The organism is Streptomyces pseudovenezuelae (assembly GCF_001513955.1).
GTDB lineage: Bacteria > Actinomycetota > Actinomycetes > Streptomycetales > Streptomycetaceae > Streptomyces > Streptomyces pseudovenezuelae.
Window position 1 is genome coordinate 1 of sequence record NZ_KQ948150.1, and the last position, 20,842, is coordinate 20,842.

Here is a 20,842-nt window from a genome sequence, read left to right on the forward strand (position 1 = left end):
GACGGGCGAGTACCGCGTCCACCTCCGGCGTCAGGGCACCCGCCAGACGGGTGGCGACCGGCAGGGAGTCGTCCGCGAGAGTCTCCGCCGCGGCCAGCAGCACCGTGTGCTGCGGCCCCTTCGGGACGCCCGCCGCCGCACGGGTGTACAGCTCGGCGCCCTCCTCCAGGACCAGACCGGTGTCGATACCGGCAGGAACCTTTATGCGGGCGATGCGCCGCCAGGTGCTGACGGGGTCGCTCCAGGCCTCGACGCGATACGTCCAGCGGCCCTCGACGTCCGCGGTCACCTCCGCGCCCCAGCGGTCGCTGCCGGGGGCCAGCTCCCGCATCGGCGTCCACGGGCCGTGCCGCCCTTCCGGGTCGGTCAGGACGACGTTCGCGGCGACCGCGTCATGACCCTCGCGGAAGACCGTCGCGGTGACCTCGAACGCCTCTCCCACGACCGCCTTCGCCGGGCGCCTGCCGGACTCGACGGCAGGGCGGACGTCCCGGACCGGGATGCGGCCGATGACCGGGGTGGAACTCATGCTCTCGCCTCCGCCGTGCTCGAGGCCGGGCGCTGACTGCGCCCGGCCGGGGGTTCGAAGCTGCGCCGGAAGGGGCTACCTCCCCGCGGGGGAACGTTCCGCCGATCTCGGCGGACCACGTCGGGCGACGGCCCCCGCGCGGGGGAGGTCGCTCTGCTCCTGGAGGTAGGCCACCACGCTGCTGCGCAGATAGCGCTCGGCTGCCTCGGCGGCCTCACGCGCGCAGCGCTTGCCCATCAGCACGCACAGCGTGTAGCCCGAGTCCTCGAAGGTGGCCCGGACATCGCGGTCGGCAGGGGAGGCCAGCATGACGCGCTCCCAGGCGCGATAGCGCCGCAGGTGCCGGGCGACTTCGGCTTTGGCCGGTAGCAGCATGGCGCCGTTCACCTTTCGGGACTCGGGAAGATCCGGGCGCGGAGGGGCCGGGCTCGGGACGATCCAGGGCTCAGGAAGATCCGGGATTCAAGAGATCATCACTCATGGTGCACGGTTGACGACGCAACGTCTTGTTGGCGCTTCAACTATGTCGCGCCTCAACTGCCTCGGTCGTCGCTCGTGTTGCACGAATGGCGTAGCACTCCCACTCTGGAGTGACTCTGAAGCGATCAGCGCTCACGCTCCGTGTTTCGGGGCCCGGTCCCGCGGGGGCCGGGAGGAGCGGGAGCTTCGCCGGTGAGGAGCGAGCGACGATGAAGACCGCAGTGCCCTGCTACTACCACCTCGACGTGGAGGTCAGCCCGGAACGGGTCGGGCAGGTCAGGCGCATCCTGGCCGCCCATCTACGGCTCTGGGACCTGGAGACCCTGGTCGAGCCCGTCTGTCGTGGTGCCGAACTGCTGCTCAAGGCCATCGACGAGCACGCGACGGACAAGAACACCTCCATCGAGCTGTGGTGGAACGGTCAGCACCTCATCACCGCAGTCGCCGAGAACGACTGCGACCTGCGCCCGGACCTGGACCTGCGCGCCTGCCTCGAACGCATCGCCGCGATGAGCGACGGCTGGGGCTGCTGCGCCACCGACACCGGCAGCAAGGTCATCTGGTTCTCGCAGCGGGCCCGCGCCGGCGAGCGCGTCCCGCTGGTGCCGACGGCTCCCGCCCCCAGCCTGCGGGAGGTGCTCCAGGTGCCGCGCGAGATGCCGGTCGCGGCCCTGGCCGCCGCAACCGCCGACGGCGGGTGCTGAACGTGGCGTCGTCCAGGAAGAAGCCGGACAGGAAAGGGAAGCGGGTGCCGGCCTGGAGCGGGCACCCCTACCCGCTGGGCGCCTCGTTCGACGGCGAGGGCACCAACTTCGCACTGTTCAGCGAGGTCGCCGAGCGTGTCGAACTCGTGCTGGTCGACGAGCGGGGCGCGCACACCGGCGTCCCGCTGACCGAGGTCGACGGATTCGTGTGGCACGGTTTCGTGCCGGGCGTCGGGCCGGGGCAGCGGTACGGCTATCGGGTGCACGGACCCTGGCAGCCCTCGTTCGGGCACCGGTGCGATCCCTCGAAGCTGCTCCTCGATCCGTACGCCAAGGCGGTGGACGGGCAGGTGGACAGCCACCCCTCGCTGCACACCCCCGAGGCCGACAGCGCCGGGCACACCATGCTCGGTGTGGTCACCGATCCGGCCTTCGACTGGGGCGAGGACCGGCCGCCCCGGCGTCCCTACGCCGACAGTGTGATCTACGAGGCCCACGTCCGCGGGCTCTCCCGCACCCACCCCGAGGTGCCGCCGGAACTGCGCGGCACCTACGCCGGTCTCGCGCACCCCGCGGTGATCGACCACCTGACCTCGCTCGGGGTGACCGCCGTCGAGCTGATGCCGGTGCACCAGTTCGTGCAGGACGGGGTGCTCCAGGACCGCGGCCTCGCCAACTACTGGGGCTACAACACGATCGGCTTCTTCGCGCCGCACAACGCCTACGCCGCCCACGGCACCCGCGGCCAGCAGGTCACCGAGTTCAAGTCGATGGTGAAGGCGCTGCACGCGGCCGGCCTCGAAGTCATCCTCGACGTCGTCTACAACCACACCGCCGAGGGCAACGAGAAGGGGCCCACGCTCTCCTTCCGGGGCATCGACAACGCCTCGTACTACCGGCTGGTGGACGGCGACTGGGAGCACTACTACGACACCACCGGCACCGGGAACAGCCTGCTGATGCGGCATCCCTACGTGCTCCAGCTGATCATGGACTCGCTGCGCTACTGGGTGACCGAGATGCACGTCGACGGCTTCCGCTTCGACCTCGCGGCCACCCTGGCCCGGCAGTTCCACGAGGTGGACCGGCTGTCGGCGTTCTTCGACCTCATCCAGCAGGACCCGGTCATCAGCCGCGTCAAGCTGATCGCCGAGCCGTGGGACGTGGGTGAGGGCGGCTACCAGGTCGGCAACTTCCCGCCGCTGTGGTCGGAGTGGAACGGCAAGTACCGGGACGCGGTACGGGACTTCTGGCGGGGCGAGCCGCACACGCTCGGGGAGTTCGCCTCCCGGCTGACCGGCTCCTCCGACCTCTACCAGCACAGTCGGCGGCGCCCGCGTGCCAGCGTCAACTTCGTGACCGCGCACGACGGCTTCACCCTGCGCGACCTCGTCTCGTACAACGACAAGCACAACGAGGCCAACGGCGAGGACGGTCAGGACGGCGAGAGCACCAACCGGTCCTGGAACTGCGGGGCCGAGGGCGAGACCGACGACCCCGCGGTGCTGGAGCTGCGGGCCCGCCAGCAGCGCAACTTCCTCGCCACCCTGCTGCTCTCGCAGGGCATTCCGATGCTCTGTCACGGCGACGAGATCGGCCGCACCCAGCGGGGCAACAACAACGCCTACTGCCAGGACAACGAAGTCTCCTGGATCGACTGGGAGCTGAGCGAGGAGCAGCGTGAACTGGCCGACTTCACCCGGCAGGTGATCGGTCTGCGCGCGGCGCACCCGGTGCTGCGCAGGCGCCGGTTCTTCCGGGGTGAGACCGTCACGCACGCGGGACAGCCGCTGCCCGACCTGGTCTGGCTGCTGCCGGACGCCCGCGAGATGGCCGAGCCGGACTGGCAGCGCTCCGACGCGCACGCGGTCGGCGTCTTCCTCAACGGCGACGCCATCGCCGAACCCGACCCGCGGGGGAACCCGGTGGTCGACGACTCGTTCCTGCTGCTGCTGAACGGCCACTGGGAGCCCGTCGGCTTCCGGCTGCCGGACCCCTCCTACGGCGAGCGCTGGACGACCGTGCTCGACACGGCCGAGCCCCAGGGCCCCGACGAGGCCGAACACAAGGCGGGCACGGAGATGACGGTCGAGGCCCGCAGCCTGGTCCTGCTGTCGAGACCGTCCCGCGCGGGTGCGTGAAGAGGGCGGGGCTCCGGCCCCGCCCCAGGCGCACGATCCTCCGCCCTCAGCGCACGATCCTCCGCCCTCAGCGCACGATCCTCCGCCCTCAGCGCGCGCGGCGCGAGGTCACCGTGAACTGGGCGCCGTCGGGGTCTCGCAGCACGGCCTCGGTGGCGCCCTGCGTGACCACACTGCCGCCGTGGACCTCCGCGGCCTTGGCGCAGGCCGCCACGTCCCTGACCGCGAAGTGGACCTGCCAGTGTGGCCGGATCGCGGGATCGGGGGCCGAGCCCAGCGCCCCCGACTCGATGCGCGCCACCACGTCGCCGCCGCTGCGCAGCACCACCTCGCCGCCCTCGTAGCGGACCTCGCAGCAGTCGGGGCGCTCCGTCGCCCAGTCGAGGACCTCGCCGTAGAAGATGGCGGCGTCGAACGCGTCGCGGGTGTGCAGTCGTACGAAGGCCGGCTGGGCCCGTCGCCACATGTCCCAGCTGGCCACCAGGTCGCCCTCCCAGACGCCGAAGGTCGCTCCGTCGCGGTCCGAGAGCAGGGCCGCCCGGCCGGGAGGGAAGGACAGCGGGCCGACCGCCAGGGTGCCGCCGCGTTCCTGTACGCGGGCCGCCGCCTCGTCGGCGCTCGGCACCGCGAAGTACGGCGTCCAGGCCACGGCCATCTGCCACACCGACGCCACCGCGGCGATCCCGGCGACCGGCGTACCGTCCGCCAGCGCGACCCGGAAGCGCTCGCCGAGTTTGGCGGGCTTCCACTCCCAGCCGAGGACGGCCCCGTAGAAGTCCTCCGTGGTCTGCTGGTCGCGGCTGGTCAGGCTCACCCAGCAGGGGGCGCCGAACACATGGTGCGTGGAGACGACGTCCGCGGTCGCGGCGGGATGTCTGGGCTCGTGGTTCATGGCAGTCGCGTCCTGCTCTCGTCGGCCGGCGGCCACCGGGCGGTCTTCGACCAGTGTCCGTCCGGAACCGCCCCGGGCGCCTGCCGAGTACCCCGGGGGTGGCGCCGAAACGGTGGTCCGTTCGCCTCCGCCCGGTGGCGGGGACCCCCCTGGGTGACAGGATGGAAGGGTGCCAGTCGTACCCGACGAACCCGCCGACGAGTCGGACCGGATCTTCGCCCTCCAGGAGGAGATCGGCCAGCTCAAGGAGGCGGTCGCCTCCCACGCGGTCGTGGACCAGGCCATCGGCATGGTCGTCGCGCTCGGCAGGATCACCCCGGACGAGGGCTGGGAAGTGCTGAAAGAGGTCTCCCAGCACACCAACATCAAGCTGCGCTACGTCGCCGAGCTGATCCTCATCTGGGGACGGTCCGGGGAGATCCCCACGGAGATCCGCGTGGAGCTCGAGGACGCCCTCGACCGGTACGGTCCGACCCAGATTCCGGGGGCGTCGCCCGAGTGACGTCCCCCAGGCGGCTCAGTCGGCCGCGTCGGCCAGGACCTCCTCGCGCAACTGCGCGAAGCACGTGCTGAGCAGCCGGGAGACATGCATCTGCGAGATGCCGAGTTCCTCGGCGATGCCGCTCTGGGTCATGCCCCGGAAGAAGCGCAGGTACAGGATGGTCCGCTCGCGCTCGGGCAGGGCCTTGAGACAGGGTCCGACGGCCACACGGTCGACGACCACGTCGTAGGCGGGGTCGGGGCCGCCGAGGGCGTCGCCCAGCGCGTAGCCGTCGGTGCCGGGCATCTCCGCCTCCAGCGACAGCGCCGAGAAGCACTCCAGCGCCTCCGCGCCGGCGCGCACCTCGTCCTCGGTCAGGTGGGCCCGCTCGGCGATCTCGGCGACGGTGGGTGAGCGGCCGGGGGTCTGGGCGAGCTCCTTGGAGGCCTGCCGGACCCGGTTGCGCAGGTCCTGCACCCGGCGCGGCACGTGCAGCGTCCACATGTGGTCGCGGAAGTGCCGCTTGATCTCGCCGGTCACGGTCGGCACCGCGTACGCCTCGAAGGCGCTGCCGCGGGTCGGGTCGTAGTGGTCGACGGCCTTGACGAGCCCGAGGGCGGCGACCTGGTAGAGGTCTTCGAGGGACTCCCCGCGGCCCCGGAAGCGGACGGCGATCCGCTCGGCCATGGGCAGCCACAGCTCCACGAGCTCGTCCCGCAGGGCCTTGCGCTCCGTGCCGTCGGGCAGCTGCGCCAGGCGCTCGAACGCCGCGTTGGTGTCGGGGGCGTCGTCGTGCGGATGCGGCTTCGTTCTGGTGGCGACGGACATGTCGCGCACCTCCCTGAGCGGGTGCTGGGTGGACAGACACCGTGGGAGGCACGCACGGGGGCCCAGGAGAGATCCGGGGCCCGATCGGCGGGGCAACCCACGGACGTGCCTCCTGTCCGAAGCACTGATGACTGAATTCCCGCTCTCGGGTGATATGAAACAAAAGATCGCTTCATCCCAAATGTGTTTGACCGATCCTTGGTCGAGATTACCTCTGAGTGAGAGGTAATCTCGCCGCCATGGACGAGGAGACCTTCCCCGAAGAGCTGGCCGACGTGCTCGTCGGCGTCCAGCGGCTCATCCGGCGCAGACTGCGTGCCGGACTGACCGTGCCGCGGCTGCGCGGTGCCGAGGTCGAACTGCTGCGCCTGGTCGAGGGGCGGCCCGGCATCGGCGTGTCCGAGGCCGCCAAGGAGCTGCACCTGGCGGGGAACTCCGTATCGACCCTCGTCAACAAGCTGGTCAAGGAGGGCCACCTGGTGCGCGGGACCGACCCCGCCGACCGGCGTGCCGCCCGGCTGCTGCTCACCGACCAGGCCGAGGCGCGGCTCAGGGACTGGAAGCAGCGGCGGGTCGCGCTCCTGAGCCGGCACGTCACCCGGCTGGACGCGGCCGATCAGGAGGCCCTGCGCGCCGCGCTTCCCGCGCTGCGCGCGCTCGCCGTCACTCTGCACGAGGAGGCCGAGGAGACATGACAGCCGCAGTGTCCTGTACGGGGCTGACCTACGCCTTCGGAGACACGAAGGCCGTGGACGGGCTGGAGCTGACCGTCGAGGAGGGCGAGGTCTTCGGGCTGCTGGGCCCCAACGGCGCCGGCAAGACCACCGCCATCCGCTGCATCACCACCCTGCTCCCCGTCCCGGCGGGCATGATCCACGTCTTCGGCCGTGACACCGCCGGCGACCCGATGGCCGTACGCCGTCTGCTCGGCTACGTCCCGCAGCAGCTGTCCGCCGACGCGAACCTGACCGGCCGCGAGAACGTCACCCTGTTCGCCCGCGTCTTCGACGTCGCCCGCAAGGAACGCGCCGAGCGCGTCGGCCAGGCCCTGGCCGCCGTCGACCTGACCGACGCCGCCGACCGGCTCGCCGGCACCTACTCCGGCGGCATGGTCCGCCGGCTGGAGCTGGCCCAGGCCCTGGTCAGCGCCCCCCGGCTGCTGATCCTCGACGAGCCGACCATCGGCCTCGACCCGATCGCCCGCACCGGCGTGTGGGAGCACATCAACGCCGTACGCGAGGCGACCGGCATGACCGTGCTCGTGACCACCCACTACATGGACGAGGCCGACCAGTACTGCGACCGGGTCGGCCTCATGCACCGGGGCCGCGTCCGCGCCCTCGGCACCCCCGACCAACTCAGGCGGGGCCTGGCCGAAAAGCGGGGCACCGACACCGTGCCGACTCTGGAGGACGTCTTCCGCGACGTCGCCGGCAGCGGACTCGAGGAGGAGGGAGGGGATTTCCGCGATGTCCGAAGCACCCGCCGCACCGCGAACCGTGTCGGCTGACATCAGTCTGTTGCTGAAGCCGCCGGAGCCCCGGTCGGGCTGGCGGCTGCTGCCCGCCCGGGTCGCCGCGATGTGCGCCGTCGAGCTCCAGAAGCTCCGCCACGACCGCACCGAGCTGTACACCCGCGCGGTCCAGCCCGCCCTGTGGCTGCTGATCTTCGGCCAGACCTTCACCCGGATCAAGGCGATCCCCACCCACGGCATCCCCTACATCGACTACCTGGCGCCCGGCATCATCGCCCAGTCGGCGATGTTCATCGCGATCTTCTACGGCATCCAGATCATCTGGGAGCGGGACGCGGGGATCCTCAACAAGCTCCTGGTCACGCCGACCCCGCGCTCGGCCCTGACCACCGGGAAGGCCTTCGCGGCCGGCGTGAAGTCGCTGATCCAGGCCGTCGTCGTCATCCTCATCGCCGCCCTGCTCGGGGTGTCCCTGACCTGGAACCCGCTCAAGCTCCTCGGGGTCGGCGCGATCGTGATCCTGGGCTCGGCGTTCTTCTCCTGCCTGTCGATGACCATCGCCGGCATCGTGCTCAGCAGGGACCGCCTGATGGGCATCGGGCAGGCCATCACCATGCCGCTCTTCTTCGGCTCCAACGCCCTGTACCCGCTGTCCGTCATGCCGGGCTGGCTCCAGGCCGTCAGCAAGGTGAACCCGCTCAGCTACGAAGTCGACGCCCTGCGCGGGCTTCTCCTCGGCACGCCCGCCCATCTGGCGCTCGACTTCGCGGTGCTGGCCGTGGCCGCCGCGCTCGGCATCACCGCGGCCTCCTCGCTCCTCGGCCGGCTGGCCCGTTGATCATGCGCGGGGAACGTGATGTGCGGCACGCCCGCGGAAGGGTTTTTCCGGCCGCTTGGCGGATTCTTCCTGCGCACGGCTTGATCAGCGATCAAAGGGGGTGAATACCCTGGCCACAGCGCATTCTGCTCATTTGACAGTGCATTGAGCACACAGATAGGAAGCAGCTCTCTGAGGTCGAAGAGGTGCACTGTGTACGAGCCGAACGTGGTCGGGGACTGGCAGGAGTACGACGAGCATGCCGGTCTGCGTGTCCGCGTCCACCGTCTGGAGGCGGCCGAGCCGCCGCGGGGACGCGACGACGCCGCCGAAGGGCTCACCTATTTCAGCGTCCGGGTGACCGTCGAGAACCGCGGCGACCTGCATCCGACCGTCCATCTCGAGGACGGTCAGATCGACGTGCGGATCGGCTCCGACGGCGAGAGCGCCTTCATCGACTGGCGCAACTCGCAGTTCATCGAGGGCTTCGACGTCTACCCGCTGCGCCGCGCCACCGCCGTGCTGTTCGCGGCGGGACCGGAGGCCGGCCTCGGCCAGATCGACGTGCAGATCCAGCTGCGGGTCGACGACGAGTGGGCCGACCGCCGGCTGTGGGCGGGCGGCATCGGCCTCGACGAGCGGACCGCGCACCCGGGCGTGGGCCGCGAGGGCCTGGCCTGCCAGATCAGCAACTTCCTGCGGGACCAGGCCGAAGAGGGCACCGCCTGATCCCGCGCCGGGTTCAGTGCGGGATGCCGTCGATGATCTCGCGGGCACCCTGACGCAGCAGCGCCACGGCCACCGAGGTGCCCAGGGTGGCCGGATCGAGCCGGCCCGCCCACTCGTGGGCGTTCAGCCGGGTCTTGCCGTCCGGGGTGAACACACAGGCCCGCAGGGACAGTTCGCCACCGTGGTCCACGCGCGCGTACCCCGCGATCGGGCTGTTGCAGTGGCCCTGCAGGACGTGCAGGAACATCCGCTCGGCGGTCGCCTCCCGGAACGTGTCCGGGTCGCCCAGCGCGCTGACCGCGTCGATCAGCTCGGCGTCGCCCTCCCGGCACTGGAGCGCGAGGATGCCGGCGCCGATCGGCGGCATCATCGTCTCGGGGGAGAGGACCTCGGTGATCACGTCCTGGCGGCCGATGCGTTCGAGACCGGCGACGGCGAGCAGCAGCGCGTCCGCCTCACCCGCTTCCAGCTTCGCCAGTCGCCGGTTGGCGTTGCCGCGGAACGGCACGCACTCCAGATGCGGGTGGGTCGCGGCCAGCTGGGCCACCCGGCGCACCGAGGAGGTGCCGACACGGGTCCCCTCCGCAAGCTCGTCCAGGGTCAGGCCGCCCGGGTGGATCAGGGCGTCGCGGATGTCGTCCCGCTTCAGGAACGCGGCGAACGTGGTGCCCGCCGGCAGCGGCCGGTCGGCGGGTACGTCCTTGACGCAGTGCACCGCGAGATCGGCCTCGCCGGCCAGCAGCGCGGCGTCGACCTCCTTGGTGAACGCGCCCTTGCCCTCGACCTGGGACAGGTCGCCCATCCACTTGTCACCGGTCGTCTTCACCGGCACGACCTCGGTGCGCACACCGGGGTACAGGGCGGTCAACTCGCTTCTGACACGCTCCACTTGGGCCAGCGCCATCGGCGAGTCGCGGGAGACGATGCGGATCAGTTCCGGGAGGGACATGCGGGACACGATAGACCCTGCGGAGGATCGGTGTTTGAAGCTCAGGGAGCAACGGGTAGGGAGTAGCGCACTTTTTGCCTGGCGCGGGCACCCAGCCGGTCGTAGAACCGCATCGCCCCGTCGTTCCAGGTCGGCGTCTGCCACTGCACCTCGGTGAGCCCGAGGGCGCGGGCCTCGGCCGTCACGGCGTCCATGAGCAGCACGCCGAGTCCGAGACCGCGGTGCCCGGGAAGCAGGAACAGACAGTCCATGTGCAGGTACTCGCGGCCCTCCCAGGTGGAGAGTTCGGGCGCGCAGGTGGCGTAGCCGACGAGTTCGCCGTCCGGGAGTTCGGCCACCAGGCAGCGCAGGCGGGGCGCGGGGGTGTCGAAGAGGAGTGCGGCCAGTCTGTCGGGCAGGTCGTCCGGGGGCAGCGCGGCCTGTTCGTACTCCGCGTGCCGGGCGGCGAGGGCGGCGACCGTGCCGAGGTCGGCGCGCCCGGCGTGCCGGACGAGGGGAGCGTGGCTCATCGGACGTCGCCCGTCACCGTGTCCGCGCCCCAGGCGGTGAGACGCCCGGCGAGCGGCCCGGTGCCGTCCAGGACGTGCCGGGAGTACGCGTCCCGCTCGTGCGCGAGCAGGGCCGCCTCCCACACACAGGGCGAGAGCCCCGCCCGGCCGGGCCGCAGCGCGTCGGGCTCGCCCACCGGACCGGCGAAGATCGCCAGGTCGGCCATGTCGCCCTCGATCCAGCTGTGCACCAGCACGTAGTCGCCGTCGCCGCCCGCGTGCACGATCAGTACGGCCAGCCCCAAGGAGCCGCGCAGCGGGCCGAGTTCGAGATGGCGCGCGGCGATCCGCAGCCCGGCCTCGGCGTCCTGGGCGGACACGGTACGGCCGGGCGCCTCCAGCGCGTACACCTTCACTAGGTGACCTGCGGCCTCCCTGAGGCCCAACGGCCGGGCGGGGCGGGCGTGGTGCGTGTCGGCGAGGGCGAGCAGGGCCTCGGGGTCGACCGCCGCAGGCAGTTCCTCGTGAAGATCCATCCGGCCATCATCGGACGCCGGGCTCGGGCACGTCCACCGTCGCCCGGGAGACGACCTGTCGCGGCCAGGACGACACCACCAGCGCCACCGCCGTCAGCAGCCCGCCCGCGAGGAACGTCCCGCGGACCCCGGTCAGCGGCAGCAGTGCCCCGCCGAGCAGGGCACCGGCGGCCACCCCCACGTTGAACGCCGCGGAGTTGGCCGCGAGGGCCGTCTCGGTCCGCCCCGGGGCGACCCGCAGCACCTGGCTTTGTGTCGCCATGAACACCGGCGCCACCGACGCTCCCAGCAGCATGATCAGCACGACGGTCGCGACCTGGCCGGTGCCGCCCGCACAGAGCCCGACCAGGGCCACGGCCTGCCCCGCCACCGGCACGTTCAGCGTGGCCCGCGGATACCGGTCGAGCAGCGGGCCCGCCACCGTGACCCCGGCCAGCGCCGCCGCCCCGAAGGCCAGCAGCACGGCACTCACCGCGTCCCGCCCGAACCCGCCCACCTCGTCCAGGAAGGCCACGACATACGTGAACGCGGTGAACGCCCCCGTCACCGACAGCGCGGTGGTGGTGAGCACCACCGCGAACCGGCGCCGGTCGGGGGCGGCGCCGTACGCGGCGTGGCCCTCCTGCGGACGCGAGGTCGGCAGCAGTACGGCTACCGTGACCAGCGATACGACGGCGAGCGCGCCGAGCACCGCGAACGGCGTCCGCCAGCCGCTGTGCCCGCCCAGCCAGGTCCCCGCCGGTACCCCGGCGACCGTGGCCAGCGAGCCGCCGACCGAGAGCAGTCCGATGATCCGGCCCCGCCGCTCGGGTGGGAACAACCCGACCGCGACCGGCCCCATCACCGCCCAGAACAGCGCCTGCGCGAGAGCCGTCGCGATCCGCGCGGCCAGCAGCAGGCCGTACGACACGGCGGTGAGCGCGCAGAGCCAGCTGGCCACAGCCAGGACCGCGAGCAGGCCGCTCATCAGGTAGCGGCGCGGCACGGACCGGGTCACGTGGGCCAGGGGCAGCGAACCGACGGCCACCGCCAGACCGTAGCCGGTGACCAGCGCGCCCACCGCGGTGAGCGAGACCCGCAGATCGTCCGCCATCAGGGACAGCAGGCCCACCGGGAGGTTCTCGGTCGTGTTGAAGGTGAACGCCGCCAGCATCAGCGCCGCGACGACGGCGGCCCTGCGTCCACGGGCCGGATTCACGCTGCCCATCCAACTGCCTTTCGGGGGTGAGGAAGAGGGACGGCAAGCGTGCGGCGCGGTCGCGCCCGGCTCTACTCTTTCGTTCCAGGACGAATCACCGAACGTCATCGGGAGGCCGCCTTGCCGCTGACCCTGCGTCTGGGGGCCGACGACCTCAGACGGTGCCGGTTCGCGGTCTCCCCGCTCTGCCAGACCCACGAGGCCCTGCGCATGCTGCGCCGCTCCGCCCGGCACGGCTACCACCGGGCCTGGCTGCGCCGCGTGGCCCCCGCGGTGGCGGGGCTCGACCTTTCCCCGCTGTGGCTGCTCATCCCGCCGGTCGGCGGCTACACCCCCGACTTCCTGGGGCCGCCGCCCGAGGAGCCGTATCCCCGCTTCGAGGACGAACTCGCCCGTGTGCGCGGCACCGACCCCGACCTCGCCCACGCCGAGATGTCACGCTCGCTCGCCTGCACACCGGGTCTCGCCGACACACCGCAGGGCCGGGCGGCGCTGGACGACCCGGCCGGGACCGTACGGCGTCTCGCCGACCTCACCGAACAGGCTTGGCGGGCCCTGGTCGCCCCGGACTGGGCACGCCACCGTGCCGTACTGGAAGCCGACGTCGCCCACCGTTCTCGGCAGGTGGCGGACGCGGGACTGGACGCGCTGTTCGCCGGTCTGCACCCGGATGTCGACTGGGCCGACGGGAGCCTCACCCTCCCCATACGCGGCGACCTTCGGGACGCGCAACTGGCCGACGGGCGCGGTGTGCTGCTCATGCCCAGTGTGTTCGTCTGGCCGGACGTGGTGAGCGGCTTCGCCCGGCCCTGGCAGCCGACGGTCATCTATCCCGCACGCGGGATGGGCGGGCTGACCGTCGACGACGTGCCCCGCCCGCCGGAGGCGCTCGCCCGGTTGCTGGGGCGCGGGCGCGCCGCTGTCCTGGCCGGGTTGAGCGACCCGGCCTCGACGACCGGCCTGGCTCGCCGCCACGGCCTCGCCCCGTCGACCGTCTCCGCCCATCTGTCGGTCCTGCGCGAGGCGGGACTGCTCGGCTCGCGGCGACAGGGCCACCAAGTGCTGTACGCGCGGACGCCGTTGGGAGACGCGGTGGTGGCGGGCGCCTGGTCCTAGACGAGCGGTTCGCTGAGTTCGACCGCGCGCAGGGCGGCCGCGAGGGCCTGTTCGTCACCGAGGTCCAAGGCCGTGTCGGTGAGCTTGATGACGTGTTCGTCGCCGTGGGCGAGGGCCCGCTCCATGACCTCCTCCGGAGCGAGGCGGGCGGGCGGGACGTAGGCGACCGGCTCCGCCGGCGCGTACATCGCCGTCACCGCCGCCGACGCGGTCCACGCCGCGTGCAGGCTCGGCACCCACTGGTCGCCCGGAAGGGAGTCCAGGGTCCGCAGCACGGCGTTGGGGGCCGTGGCCGCGTGCACGAGCATGGTCGGCTCGCCGTGGCCGTGGGTGGCGTAGCGGTGGGTCGCGGCGCGGACGAGCTCGGTGAGCCGCTCCTTCGCGGTGTCCGGGTCGGTGACGTCGTGCGCCCACACGGGCAGGCGGTGTACGGCGGCCAGGCGGTTCCGGAACCCCACGTGACCCCGCTGGATGGCCGGTACGGCTTCCAGGGTGTCCGCGGCGGTCGGCGCACCCGGCAGCTGCACGAGCCCGGTCACGGGCTGGTGCCGTGCCGCCCAGTAGCCCAGCGCGTGCGCGAGTTCGGCGAGCCGGGGCGCGTTCTCGTCGGCCGCCAGGGCGCGGACGGCGTGGCCGGCCCGGATGACCGTGTGCGTGGCGCCGCCGTACATGCCCGGCAGCAGACGCGGCCACCATGCGGCGAGGACGCCCTGCCACGGGCGCTCGGCGAGCGTGTGGGAGAAATAGTCGGTCCAATCCGCGATCCGGCGCGGATCACCCAGTGCCGAGGGCCAGTTGTCGTCCGTCACCGGCGCGGTGCGGTCGGGGAAGTCCTCCAGCCTGTCCGCGTACAGGTCCAGCCACCGGTGCACCGAGCCGGCCTGTCCGTGTGCGGCGAGCGCCTCGACCACCATGGGGGCGTGATTGCTCAGCCAGCCCTCGCGCTCCGGGCCGGACGCGTGGACGCGGTCCAGGGCCTCTTCGAGGTGACCGCTCGTGCGACTCGTCTTGGTGGTGTCCATGAAGGGGACGCTATGCCGGGTGCGGGACGGCGGGGATCGGGCGCGGGACGGAATCCGCGGGTGCGGGGGACCTAGGTCTCGCGCCCGATCCTGTCACCGGGTCAGGCGTTGGGGTCGAAGGAGATCCCCGACGGCTTCGCCGACGACAGATGTGCGGCGAAGTTGGCGTCCTTGAGGCCGAAGTTGGCGCTGCCGAAGTCGTACGCGCTCAGCTTGTCGCGCAGAGCCGTCGACGGGTAGCCGTTCCAGCCGACCAGCGGCGGGTACTGCCAGGTGCCCTTGGCGTTCTCCGGGGGTTCGTCGCCCGAGTTGGCCAGCCGGAAGCAGTGCGTGCTGATGCCGTCCTTGTGATAGACGACCTTCGCGTGCGTGCCGTCGAAGCGGACGCCGGAGGCCGCGCTCACCGTGAACGAGCCGTGGTTGGACGTCGACACGTACTGGACGGTGCCGTTCTGCACCCAGATCACGACGTGCTCCCAGTCGTGCCGGTGGCCCCCGATGCTGCTGTTCGCCACCGCCTGGTCCTTCTCGAAGTACAGGCCGTACAAGTAGGCGCACCAGCCGTTGTTGCACTTGTAGCGTGAGTACGTGTTGGTGTTGTCGAGGTCCGAGGCGTCATGGCAGTCGCCGCTGAGCGAACCCGTGGGGTTCAGTCCGCCGTTGACCGTGCCGTCGGGGCCGATGGCGGGTGTCGAGTAGCAGCCGTCGGTGTCGTAGTCGAAGGCCGGCTGGTAGGTGAACTCGGCGCTCTCGGCGTTGGCGGGCAGCGCCTTGGGCGGGGCGGCGAACGCGGCGGAGGGGAAGGCGACGACGAGCGCGGCGGCGCCGGCCAGGCCGGTGATCCATCTCGTGCGGTGCTTCTTGAGCGACGGTGACGCCACTGCGTCCTCCTCGTGGTCCGGGCGCAGCCCAACGGCTGTGGGGTTACTGGGGAGTTCAGCTTCCCGGCTTTTCATGTCCGCGCCAAGAGGCTGAAGGCGTCGCTCCGGTTACGGCTTGCCCAATATCGGGATCATGGAGGAGCGTCGGGGAGGTCGGCCGAGGAGTCCTCCGGCGCGAGGTCCGGACGCAGCCGCAACCAGGACGGCTGACGCAGCAACCCCGCCCTGGTGCGGGTGCTGTAGCGGACCTCGCCCACCAGCCGGGGCAGCACCCAGTGGGCGCCCGAGACGCGCGGCTCGGGATCGAAGGGGCACTCCTTCGTCGCCGCGGCCGCCAACAGTGAGGCGAGTTCCGTCCGTTCCGTCTCGCTCCAGCCGGTGCCCACATTGCCGACATAGCGCAGCCGGCCGCCGCCCCGCTGTCCGACCAGCACCGCGCCCGGCAGGCCCGCGAGCCGGCCCTTGCCCGGCAGCCAGCCGCCCACGACGACATCCTCGCTGCGCATGTTGCGGATCTTGATCCAGGCGCGGGAGCGCACTCCCGGTTCGTACCGGGAGTCGAGCCGCTTGCAGACCAGGCCCTCCAGACCGTGTTCCCGGGTGGCGCGCAGGGCCTGCTCGCCATGGCCGACGAGGGCGGCGGGTGTGGACCAGTGCGGCCCGGAGAGCCCCAGCTCGTCCAGCCGCGCCCGCCGCTGCGTGTAGGGGAGGGCGAGGAGCGAGTGCCGCCCCAGGTGCATCAGGTCGAACAGCACGAGGTGGACGGGAGCTTCGGCCGCGCGGCGAGCGGCTCTGGCGGGGGCGTGCGCCAGTTGCATGCGCGGCTGCAGCAACTGGAAGTCCGCACGGCCCTGTTCGTCCAGCGCCAGGATCTCCCCGTCGAGTACCGCGGGTGTGGCGCCGAGCGCACCGCCCAGCGACCGCAGTTCGGGATAGGCGCCGGTGATCTCCTCCCCGGACCGGGCGCGCAGCACCACCTCGCCGTTCCCGGCGACGTAGGCCACCGCCCGCTGGCCGTCCTGCTTGGTCTCGTAGGCCCAGCGCGCGTCCTGCGAGGCGGGCGGCAGGGTGCCGGGGGTGGCGAGCATGGGCGGGATCAGCGGGAGGGTCACGGGTCAGTTGTCGACGCGGGCACCGGCCGCCACGCGCCCCGGGCACCGGTTTCCCCTGAACGGGCGCCGCCCGGGTGCCTTCTCGGTCCTCCTGGTACAGGTTCACGATGTTGCCGTCCGGGTCCAGCCGCCACGACACCCTCAGATGATGCCGCCGTTGGCCCGCAGTACCTGGCCGTTCACCCAGTGGCCCGCCGGGCTCACCAGGAACGACACGACGTTGGCGATGTCCTGGGGCGTCCCGAGCCGCTCCAGCGGGGGCTGTGCCGCCAGGCGGGCGACGGTCTCCTCGTCCTTGCCGTCGAGGAAGAGGTCGGTCGCCGTCGGGCCGGGGGCCACGGCGTTGACGGTGATGTCACGGCCGCGGAGCTCACGGGCGAGGATCAGGGTCACGGCCTCGACCGCGCCCTTGGTGGCCGCGTAGGCGCCGTAGCCGGGGAAGGCGAGCCCGACGACCGAGCTGGAGAGGTTGACGAGCGCACCGCCCGGGCGCAGTCGGCGGGCGGCCTGCTGGTCGACGACGAAGGTGCCGCGGATGTTGGTGCGGTACAGGGCGTCGAGCTCGGCGAGGTCGAGCTCGACGATCGGGGCCAGCGGCATCCGGCCCGCCGAGTGGACCACCGCGTCGACACCGCCGTACGTGGACTCCGCCAGGTCGAACAGGGCGGCGACCGCGGTCTCGTCGGCGACGTCCGCGCGGGCTGCGCGGGCGGTGCCGCCCGCCTCCTCGACGGCGCGCACGGCCTCGTCGGCGGCGTCCTTGTTGCCCGCGTACCCGACGACGACCGCGAACCCGTCGGCGGCGAGCTGCTGGGCGATCTGCCGGCCGATGCCGCGCGATCCGCCGGTCACGATCGCGACACGCTGTTCCGTGCGGGGCTGAGTGGTCATGACTGCATCCTTTGTTAGCGCTGCTACGACTGGCTCGTATCGACGATAACATGGGAGCGTAGCGATGGTAACCGCTGACTCGTATCAGTGCTACGAATGGCGTACGGTGGGGGCATGGATGCGAGGGCAAAGATCCTGGAAGCGGCCACCGAGCTGCTGGCCGGCGCGTCGGCCGCCGATGTCTCCACGCGTGCCGTGTGCGAGAAGGCCGGGGTGGGCGCGCCGATGCTCTACCGGCTGTTCGGCGACAAGGCCGGTCTGCTGGCAGCCGTGGTCGACCGGGGATTCGAGCGGTACCTCGCGTCCAAGCGGGCCGCGCGGCCGAGCGAGGACCCGGTCGAGGACCTCAGGAGCGGCTGGGACAACCACATGCGTTTCGCGCTGGAGCATCCCAGCCACTACCGCCTGATGTACTCGCCCGAGCTGACCGTGCCGCCGGCCGCGGCCCAGGAGGCGCACGACCTGCTGCTCGGCATCCTCGAACGCTGCGCGTCCCAGGGGCGGCTGACCGTGCCGCCCGTGCCGGCCGCGCAGATGATCATGTCCGCCAATGTCGGTGCGGCCCTGTCGATGCTGACCAGACCCGAGCAGTACGCGGACGCGACGTTCTCGCGGCGGCTGCGCGACGCGGTGCTGGACTCGGTCACCCGGCCCGCCGACACCGACGCACCGAGCAGGGACAACTCGGTGCCCGTCGCGGCCGCCACCCTCGCGGCCCGTCTGCGTGCCGACCTGCCGCCGACACTCACGGCGGCCGAGTCGGCCCTGCTCCAGCAGTGGCTGCGGCAGCTGTCCGAGTGACGAGCGGTCAGCGCTCCTCGGGCCGCAGTGCCTGCACCAGACCCGACTGATAGGCCATCACCACGAGCTGGGCACGGTCCCGGGCGCCCAGCTTGGTCATCGCGCGGTGGACATGGGTGCGCACGGTCAACGGGCTCACGAAGAGCTTCTCCGCGATCTTGTCGTTGGAGTGCCCCTCGGCGACCCACGCCATGACCTCGCGCTCCCGGCCGGTGAGACCGGTCAGGTCGTCGGCGGCCGCGAGGCGGGTGCCGAGTCCCGGGGCCGCGAGGAACCGGGTGATCAGGGTGCGGGTGGCGCCGGGGGAGAGCAGGGAGTCTCCGGCCGCCACGGTCCGGATGCCCGAGAGCAGGGCCTCGGCGGTGACGTCCTTGCCGAGGAAACCGCTGGCGCCGGACCGCAGCGCCTGCGCGACGTACTCGTCGATCTCGAACGTGGTCAGGATCAGCACCCGGGTGTCCGACAGCTCGGGTTCCGCGCAGATCACCGACGTGGCGGCCAGGCCGTCGGTGCCCGGCATCCGGATGTCCATCAGGATCACGTCGGGACGGTGCACGCGCGCCAGGTCGACCGCCGCGGCGCCGTCGGCGGCCTCCGCGACCACCTCCATGTCGTCGCACGAGTCGATGAGGATCCGGAAGGTGGCCCGCAGCAGAGCCTGGTCGTCGGCGAGCAGTACGCGGATGGTCATGGGGTCCGTTCCTGGCGTTCCGGGGCGGCGGGGTCGGCGGGGTGCCGGGGGTGCCCCGCCGGATCCGGCGGGCCGGTGCCGGGGCGGTCCTCGCCGCCGTACGGCAGCCCGGGCAACCGGAGCCCGGTCGTCAGGGCGACGACCGTACGGACATGATCGTCGGCGTAGCGCCGCAGGGGCATGCTCATGGGCTCTCCGGTCGTCCTGGAACCATGGTGGCCGAGGTGCGCCGGGTGCGGCCGCCGCGACCCGTCCCGGCCGGGTGGGTCACGCGCCCCCACCTGCACGGTCCGGGTCGCCAGTCTTCCCGAACAAGGTCCGCTCGTCGTCGTACCACGGCCGACAATCGCGCCTACTGAGAACGCAGTACGCGCCGGGGAGCGGATCCTCCCTGGGCAGGACCTGACGGCCGCCGGGCGGCGGCCGTCAGGCGGGGAGTGTCAGTGTCCGGACGCGGCCCCGGCCGACGTCTCCGCGGCCGGTGCCGCGGCCGCCGCCGGGACCGCGAGGCGTGGGCGCGGGATGAAGGAGGCGAGGCCGAAGGCGAGCAGCGCGGCGCCCGCGCCGATCGCCATGACGGTTTTGAAGCCGTTCTCGGAGGGGAGCGCGTAGCCACCCAGATCGATGGTCATCTGGGCCAGGACGACACCGGCGAGAGCGCTCGCCGTCGACGTACCTATGGACCGCATCAGGGTGTTGAGGCTGTTGGCGGCCGCCGTCTCGGAGGCGGGCACGGCGCCCATGATGAGGGCGGGCATGGAGCCGTACGTGAACCCGATGCCCGCGCCGATCACACAGGAGACCAGCACCAGGTGCCAGACCGCGGACATCAGCACGATGTTCAGCCCGTAGCCGGCGGCCACGATCAGCGCGCCGATCATCAGCGTGACCCTCGGACCCCGGGCCTTGGAGACCGCCGCGGAGACCGGCGCCAGTGCCATCATCACCAGGCCGGAGGGGGCCATGACCAGGCCGGCGGTCAGCAGGGACCTGCCCAGGCCGTAGCCCGTCTGGGTGGGCAGCTGGAGCAGCTGCGGCAGCACCAGCGACATCGCGAACATCGAGAAGCCGATCGCGATCGACGCGAGGTTGGTGAAGAGCACCTGGCGGCGGGCGGTGGTGCGCAGGTCGACCAGCGGCTGGGCGGTGCGCAGTTCGAAGAAGCCCCAGGTCAGCAGGATGATCACGGCCGCGGCGAACAGGCCGAGCGTGGTGCCGCTGGTCCAGCCCCAGTCGGCGCCCTTCGAGATGGCCAGGAGCAGGCAGACCAGTCCGGCGGCCATGCCGACCGCGCCGACCGCGTCGAAGCGGCCGCCGGTGCGCACCCGGGACTCCGGCACGAACGCGACCACCAGCACCAGGGCTATCGCGCCCATCGCCGCCGAGGCCCAGAACAGGACGTGCCAGTCGAAGTTGTCCGCGATGAGCGCGGCGGTCGGCAGGCCCAGGGCGCCGCCGACACCGAGGGAGGCGCTCATCAGGGCGGTCGCGCCGGCCAGGCGTTCGGTGGGCAGTTCGTCGCGCATGATGCTGATGCCGAGCGGGATGACGCCGGAGGACAGGCCCTGCAGGGCGCGGCCGACGATCATCGGGACCAGCGTGTCGCTGAGTCCGCAGACCACCGAGCCGACCACCAGCATCACCGCGCTGACCAGCAGCATCCGGCGTTTGCCGAACATGTCGCCGAGCCTCCCGACGACCGGGGTGGCGACCGCGGCCGCGAGCAGGGTCGCGGTGACCGCCCACGCGGTGTCCGAGGCCGGGGCGTCGAGCAGCTTGGGCAGCTCCGGCACGATCGGGATCACCAGGGTCTGCATCAACGAGACGACGATTCCGGCGAAGGCCAGCACCGCCACCACGGCGTTCGGCCGCGGCGGGGTCACGGCACCCGCGTCGGCGGCGCTGGCGGGAGTGTCGGGCATAGCGGGGCCTCCAGGAGGGGGGAGCGCGGCCGGATCCCGGCCAGAATTAAGTCAGGTGCTTGACTTAGCGTACCGGGTGCGGCTGTCCTGGTCGTGCGGTGCGGTGGCTGTTCGGTAGGTCACAGGTCGGCCCAGGCGGGTCCGGTGCTCGCCGCGCCTG

General features: G+C 72.0%; 24 protein-coding genes. 9 read left to right on the forward strand and 15 right to left on the reverse strand.

Annotated features, from left to right (window positions below):
- Together AQI94_RS28085 and AQI94_RS28090 are read right to left on the reverse strand one after the other, a co-directional pair.
- A partial coding sequence (locus AQI94_RS28085; RefSeq protein ID WP_159050646.1) for a maltotransferase domain-containing protein occupies nt 1-529 on the reverse strand: 529 nt, incomplete at its 3' end.
- Nucleotides 530-604: 75 nt separating this feature from the next.
- Nucleotides 605-904, reverse strand: a complete 300-nt coding sequence (locus AQI94_RS28090) for a DUF5133 domain-containing protein (protein WP_031052853.1) — start codon at nt 902-904, stop codon at nt 605-607.
- A gap of 314 nt (nt 905-1,218) precedes the next feature.
- Here AQI94_RS28090 and AQI94_RS28095 point away from each other — a divergent pair, with 314 nt between their 5' ends.
- Together AQI94_RS28095 and glgX are read left to right on the forward strand one after the other, a co-directional pair.
- Nucleotides 1,219-1,713, forward strand: a complete 495-nt coding sequence (locus tag AQI94_RS28095) for a hypothetical protein (protein ID WP_031052851.1) — start codon at nt 1,219-1,221, stop codon at nt 1,711-1,713.
- Nucleotides 1,714-1,757: 44 nt separating this feature from the next.
- Nucleotides 1,758-3,854: a glycogen debranching protein GlgX gene (glgX, locus tag AQI94_RS28100; protein WP_031052848.1), complete on the forward strand. Its 2,097-nt coding sequence runs from the start codon at nt 1,758-1,760 to the stop codon at nt 3,852-3,854.
- An 88-nt stretch (nt 3,855-3,942) separates the two neighbouring features.
- Here the strand turns inward: glgX and AQI94_RS28105 are convergent, their stop codons facing one another.
- A complete protein-coding gene (locus tag AQI94_RS28105; RefSeq protein WP_031038318.1) occupies nt 3,943-4,746 on the reverse strand; it encodes a VOC family protein in 804 nt (267 codons plus the stop codon).
- Nucleotides 4,747-4,915: 169 nt separating this feature from the next.
- Here AQI94_RS28105 and AQI94_RS28110 point away from each other — a divergent pair, with 169 nt between their 5' ends.
- On the forward strand, nt 4,916-5,248 hold the full coding sequence (locus AQI94_RS28110; RefSeq protein WP_031038316.1) for an ANTAR domain-containing protein: 333 nt from the start codon (nt 4,916-4,918) through the stop codon (nt 5,246-5,248).
- A 15-nt stretch (nt 5,249-5,263) separates the two neighbouring features.
- Here the strand turns inward: AQI94_RS28110 and AQI94_RS28115 are convergent, their stop codons facing one another.
- Entirely contained in the window at nt 5,264-6,055 is a 792-nt protein-coding gene (locus AQI94_RS28115; protein ID WP_031038314.1) for an RNA polymerase sigma factor SigF, read from the reverse strand.
- A gap of 239 nt (nt 6,056-6,294) precedes the next feature.
- Between AQI94_RS28115 and AQI94_RS28120 the strand changes: the two genes are divergently transcribed.
- From AQI94_RS28120 to AQI94_RS28135, 4 genes are all read left to right on the forward strand, one after another.
- Nucleotides 6,295-6,750 carry a MarR family winged helix-turn-helix transcriptional regulator gene (locus tag AQI94_RS28120; RefSeq protein ID WP_031038312.1) on the forward strand — a complete coding sequence of 152 codons (456 nt, stop codon included), beginning with the start codon at nt 6,295-6,297 and terminating at the stop codon, nt 6,748-6,750.
- A complete protein-coding gene (locus AQI94_RS28125; RefSeq protein ID WP_031038310.1) occupies nt 6,747-7,565 on the forward strand; it encodes an ABC transporter ATP-binding protein in 819 nt (272 codons plus the stop codon). The genes AQI94_RS28120 and AQI94_RS28125 overlap by 4 nt, the downstream gene beginning before the upstream one ends.
- Entirely contained in the window at nt 7,525-8,367 is an 843-nt protein-coding gene (locus AQI94_RS28130; protein ID WP_031038307.1) for an ABC transporter permease, read from the forward strand. Before AQI94_RS28125 ends, AQI94_RS28130 begins: the two co-directional genes overlap by 41 nt.
- Nucleotides 8,368-8,559: 192 nt before the next feature.
- The gene (locus tag AQI94_RS28135) at nt 8,560-9,075 is read left to right on the forward strand and encodes a hypothetical protein (protein ID WP_031038303.1); all 516 of its coding nucleotides are present in this window, start codon (nt 8,560-8,562) and stop codon (nt 9,073-9,075) included.
- 13 nt (nt 9,076-9,088) lie between these two features.
- On the opposite strand, the gene hemC is transcribed toward AQI94_RS28135, so the two are convergent.
- Genes hemC through AQI94_RS28155 form a run of 4 tightly spaced genes read right to left on the reverse strand, consistent with a single transcriptional unit; the run spans nt 9,089 to nt 12,255 of the window.
- A complete protein-coding gene (hemC, locus tag AQI94_RS28140; RefSeq protein ID WP_031038300.1) occupies nt 9,089-10,024 on the reverse strand; it encodes a hydroxymethylbilane synthase in 936 nt (311 codons plus the stop codon).
- 41 nt (nt 10,025-10,065) lie between these two features.
- Nucleotides 10,066-10,533, reverse strand: a complete 468-nt coding sequence (locus tag AQI94_RS28145) for a GNAT family N-acetyltransferase (protein ID WP_031038298.1) — start codon at nt 10,531-10,533, stop codon at nt 10,066-10,068.
- Nucleotides 10,530-11,048: a hypothetical protein gene (locus AQI94_RS28150; RefSeq protein WP_031038295.1), complete on the reverse strand. Its 519-nt coding sequence runs from the start codon at nt 11,046-11,048 to the stop codon at nt 10,530-10,532. The genes AQI94_RS28145 and AQI94_RS28150 overlap by 4 nt, the downstream gene beginning before the upstream one ends.
- 7 nt (nt 11,049-11,055) lie before the next feature.
- Nucleotides 11,056-12,255, reverse strand: coding sequence for an MFS transporter (locus tag AQI94_RS28155; protein WP_031038292.1), 1,200 nt, complete (start codon nt 12,253-12,255; stop codon nt 11,056-11,058).
- A gap of 111 nt (nt 12,256-12,366) precedes the next feature.
- Between AQI94_RS28155 and AQI94_RS28160 the strand changes: the two genes are divergently transcribed.
- Nucleotides 12,367-13,362: an ArsR/SmtB family transcription factor gene (locus AQI94_RS28160; RefSeq protein ID WP_031038289.1), complete on the forward strand. Its 996-nt coding sequence runs from the start codon at nt 12,367-12,369 to the stop codon at nt 13,360-13,362.
- Here AQI94_RS28160 and AQI94_RS28165 read toward each other — a convergent pair.
- The 4 genes from AQI94_RS28165 to AQI94_RS28180 form a co-directional block, all read right to left on the reverse strand.
- Entirely contained in the window at nt 13,359-14,384 is a 1,026-nt protein-coding gene (locus AQI94_RS28165) for a questin oxidase family protein (protein ID WP_031038286.1), read from the reverse strand. The genes AQI94_RS28160 and AQI94_RS28165 overlap by 4 nt on opposite strands.
- Nucleotides 14,385-14,485: 101 nt before the next feature.
- Nucleotides 14,486-15,265 (reverse strand): NPP1 family protein, encoded by a 780-nt coding sequence (locus tag AQI94_RS28170; protein WP_031038284.1) that lies wholly within the window; start codon nt 15,263-15,265, stop codon nt 14,486-14,488.
- A gap of 131 nt (nt 15,266-15,396) precedes the next feature.
- The gene (ligD, locus tag AQI94_RS28175; protein ID WP_031038281.1) at nt 15,397-16,377 is read right to left on the reverse strand and encodes a non-homologous end-joining DNA ligase; all 981 of its coding nucleotides are present in this window, start codon (nt 16,375-16,377) and stop codon (nt 15,397-15,399) included.
- A 141-nt stretch (nt 16,378-16,518) separates the two neighbouring features.
- Complete coding sequence (locus tag AQI94_RS28180; protein ID WP_031038278.1) at nt 16,519-17,268, reverse strand: SDR family oxidoreductase; 750 nt, start codon at nt 17,266-17,268, stop codon at nt 16,519-16,521.
- Nucleotides 17,269-17,382: 114 nt separating this feature from the next.
- Here AQI94_RS28180 and AQI94_RS28185 point away from each other — a divergent pair, with 114 nt between their 5' ends.
- The gene (locus AQI94_RS28185) at nt 17,383-18,069 is read left to right on the forward strand and encodes a TetR/AcrR family transcriptional regulator (RefSeq protein WP_031038276.1); all 687 of its coding nucleotides are present in this window, start codon (nt 17,383-17,385) and stop codon (nt 18,067-18,069) included.
- A 7-nt stretch (nt 18,070-18,076) separates the two neighbouring features.
- Here the strand turns inward: AQI94_RS28185 and AQI94_RS28190 are convergent, their stop codons facing one another.
- The 3 genes from AQI94_RS28190 to AQI94_RS28200 all read right to left on the reverse strand — a co-directional run bounded on the left by AQI94_RS28190 (nt 18,077) and on the right by AQI94_RS28200 (nt 20,682).
- The gene (locus AQI94_RS28190; protein ID WP_031038273.1) at nt 18,077-18,760 is read right to left on the reverse strand and encodes a response regulator; all 684 of its coding nucleotides are present in this window, start codon (nt 18,758-18,760) and stop codon (nt 18,077-18,079) included.
- The gene (locus AQI94_RS28195) at nt 18,757-18,948 is read right to left on the reverse strand and encodes a hypothetical protein (protein ID WP_031038270.1); all 192 of its coding nucleotides are present in this window, start codon (nt 18,946-18,948) and stop codon (nt 18,757-18,759) included. Before AQI94_RS28195 ends, AQI94_RS28190 begins: the two co-directional genes overlap by 4 nt.
- 252 nt (nt 18,949-19,200) lie before the next feature.
- Entirely contained in the window at nt 19,201-20,682 is a 1,482-nt protein-coding gene (locus AQI94_RS28200) for an MFS transporter (protein WP_031038267.1), read from the reverse strand.
- Between the last annotated feature and the right edge of the window lie 160 nt (nt 20,683-20,842).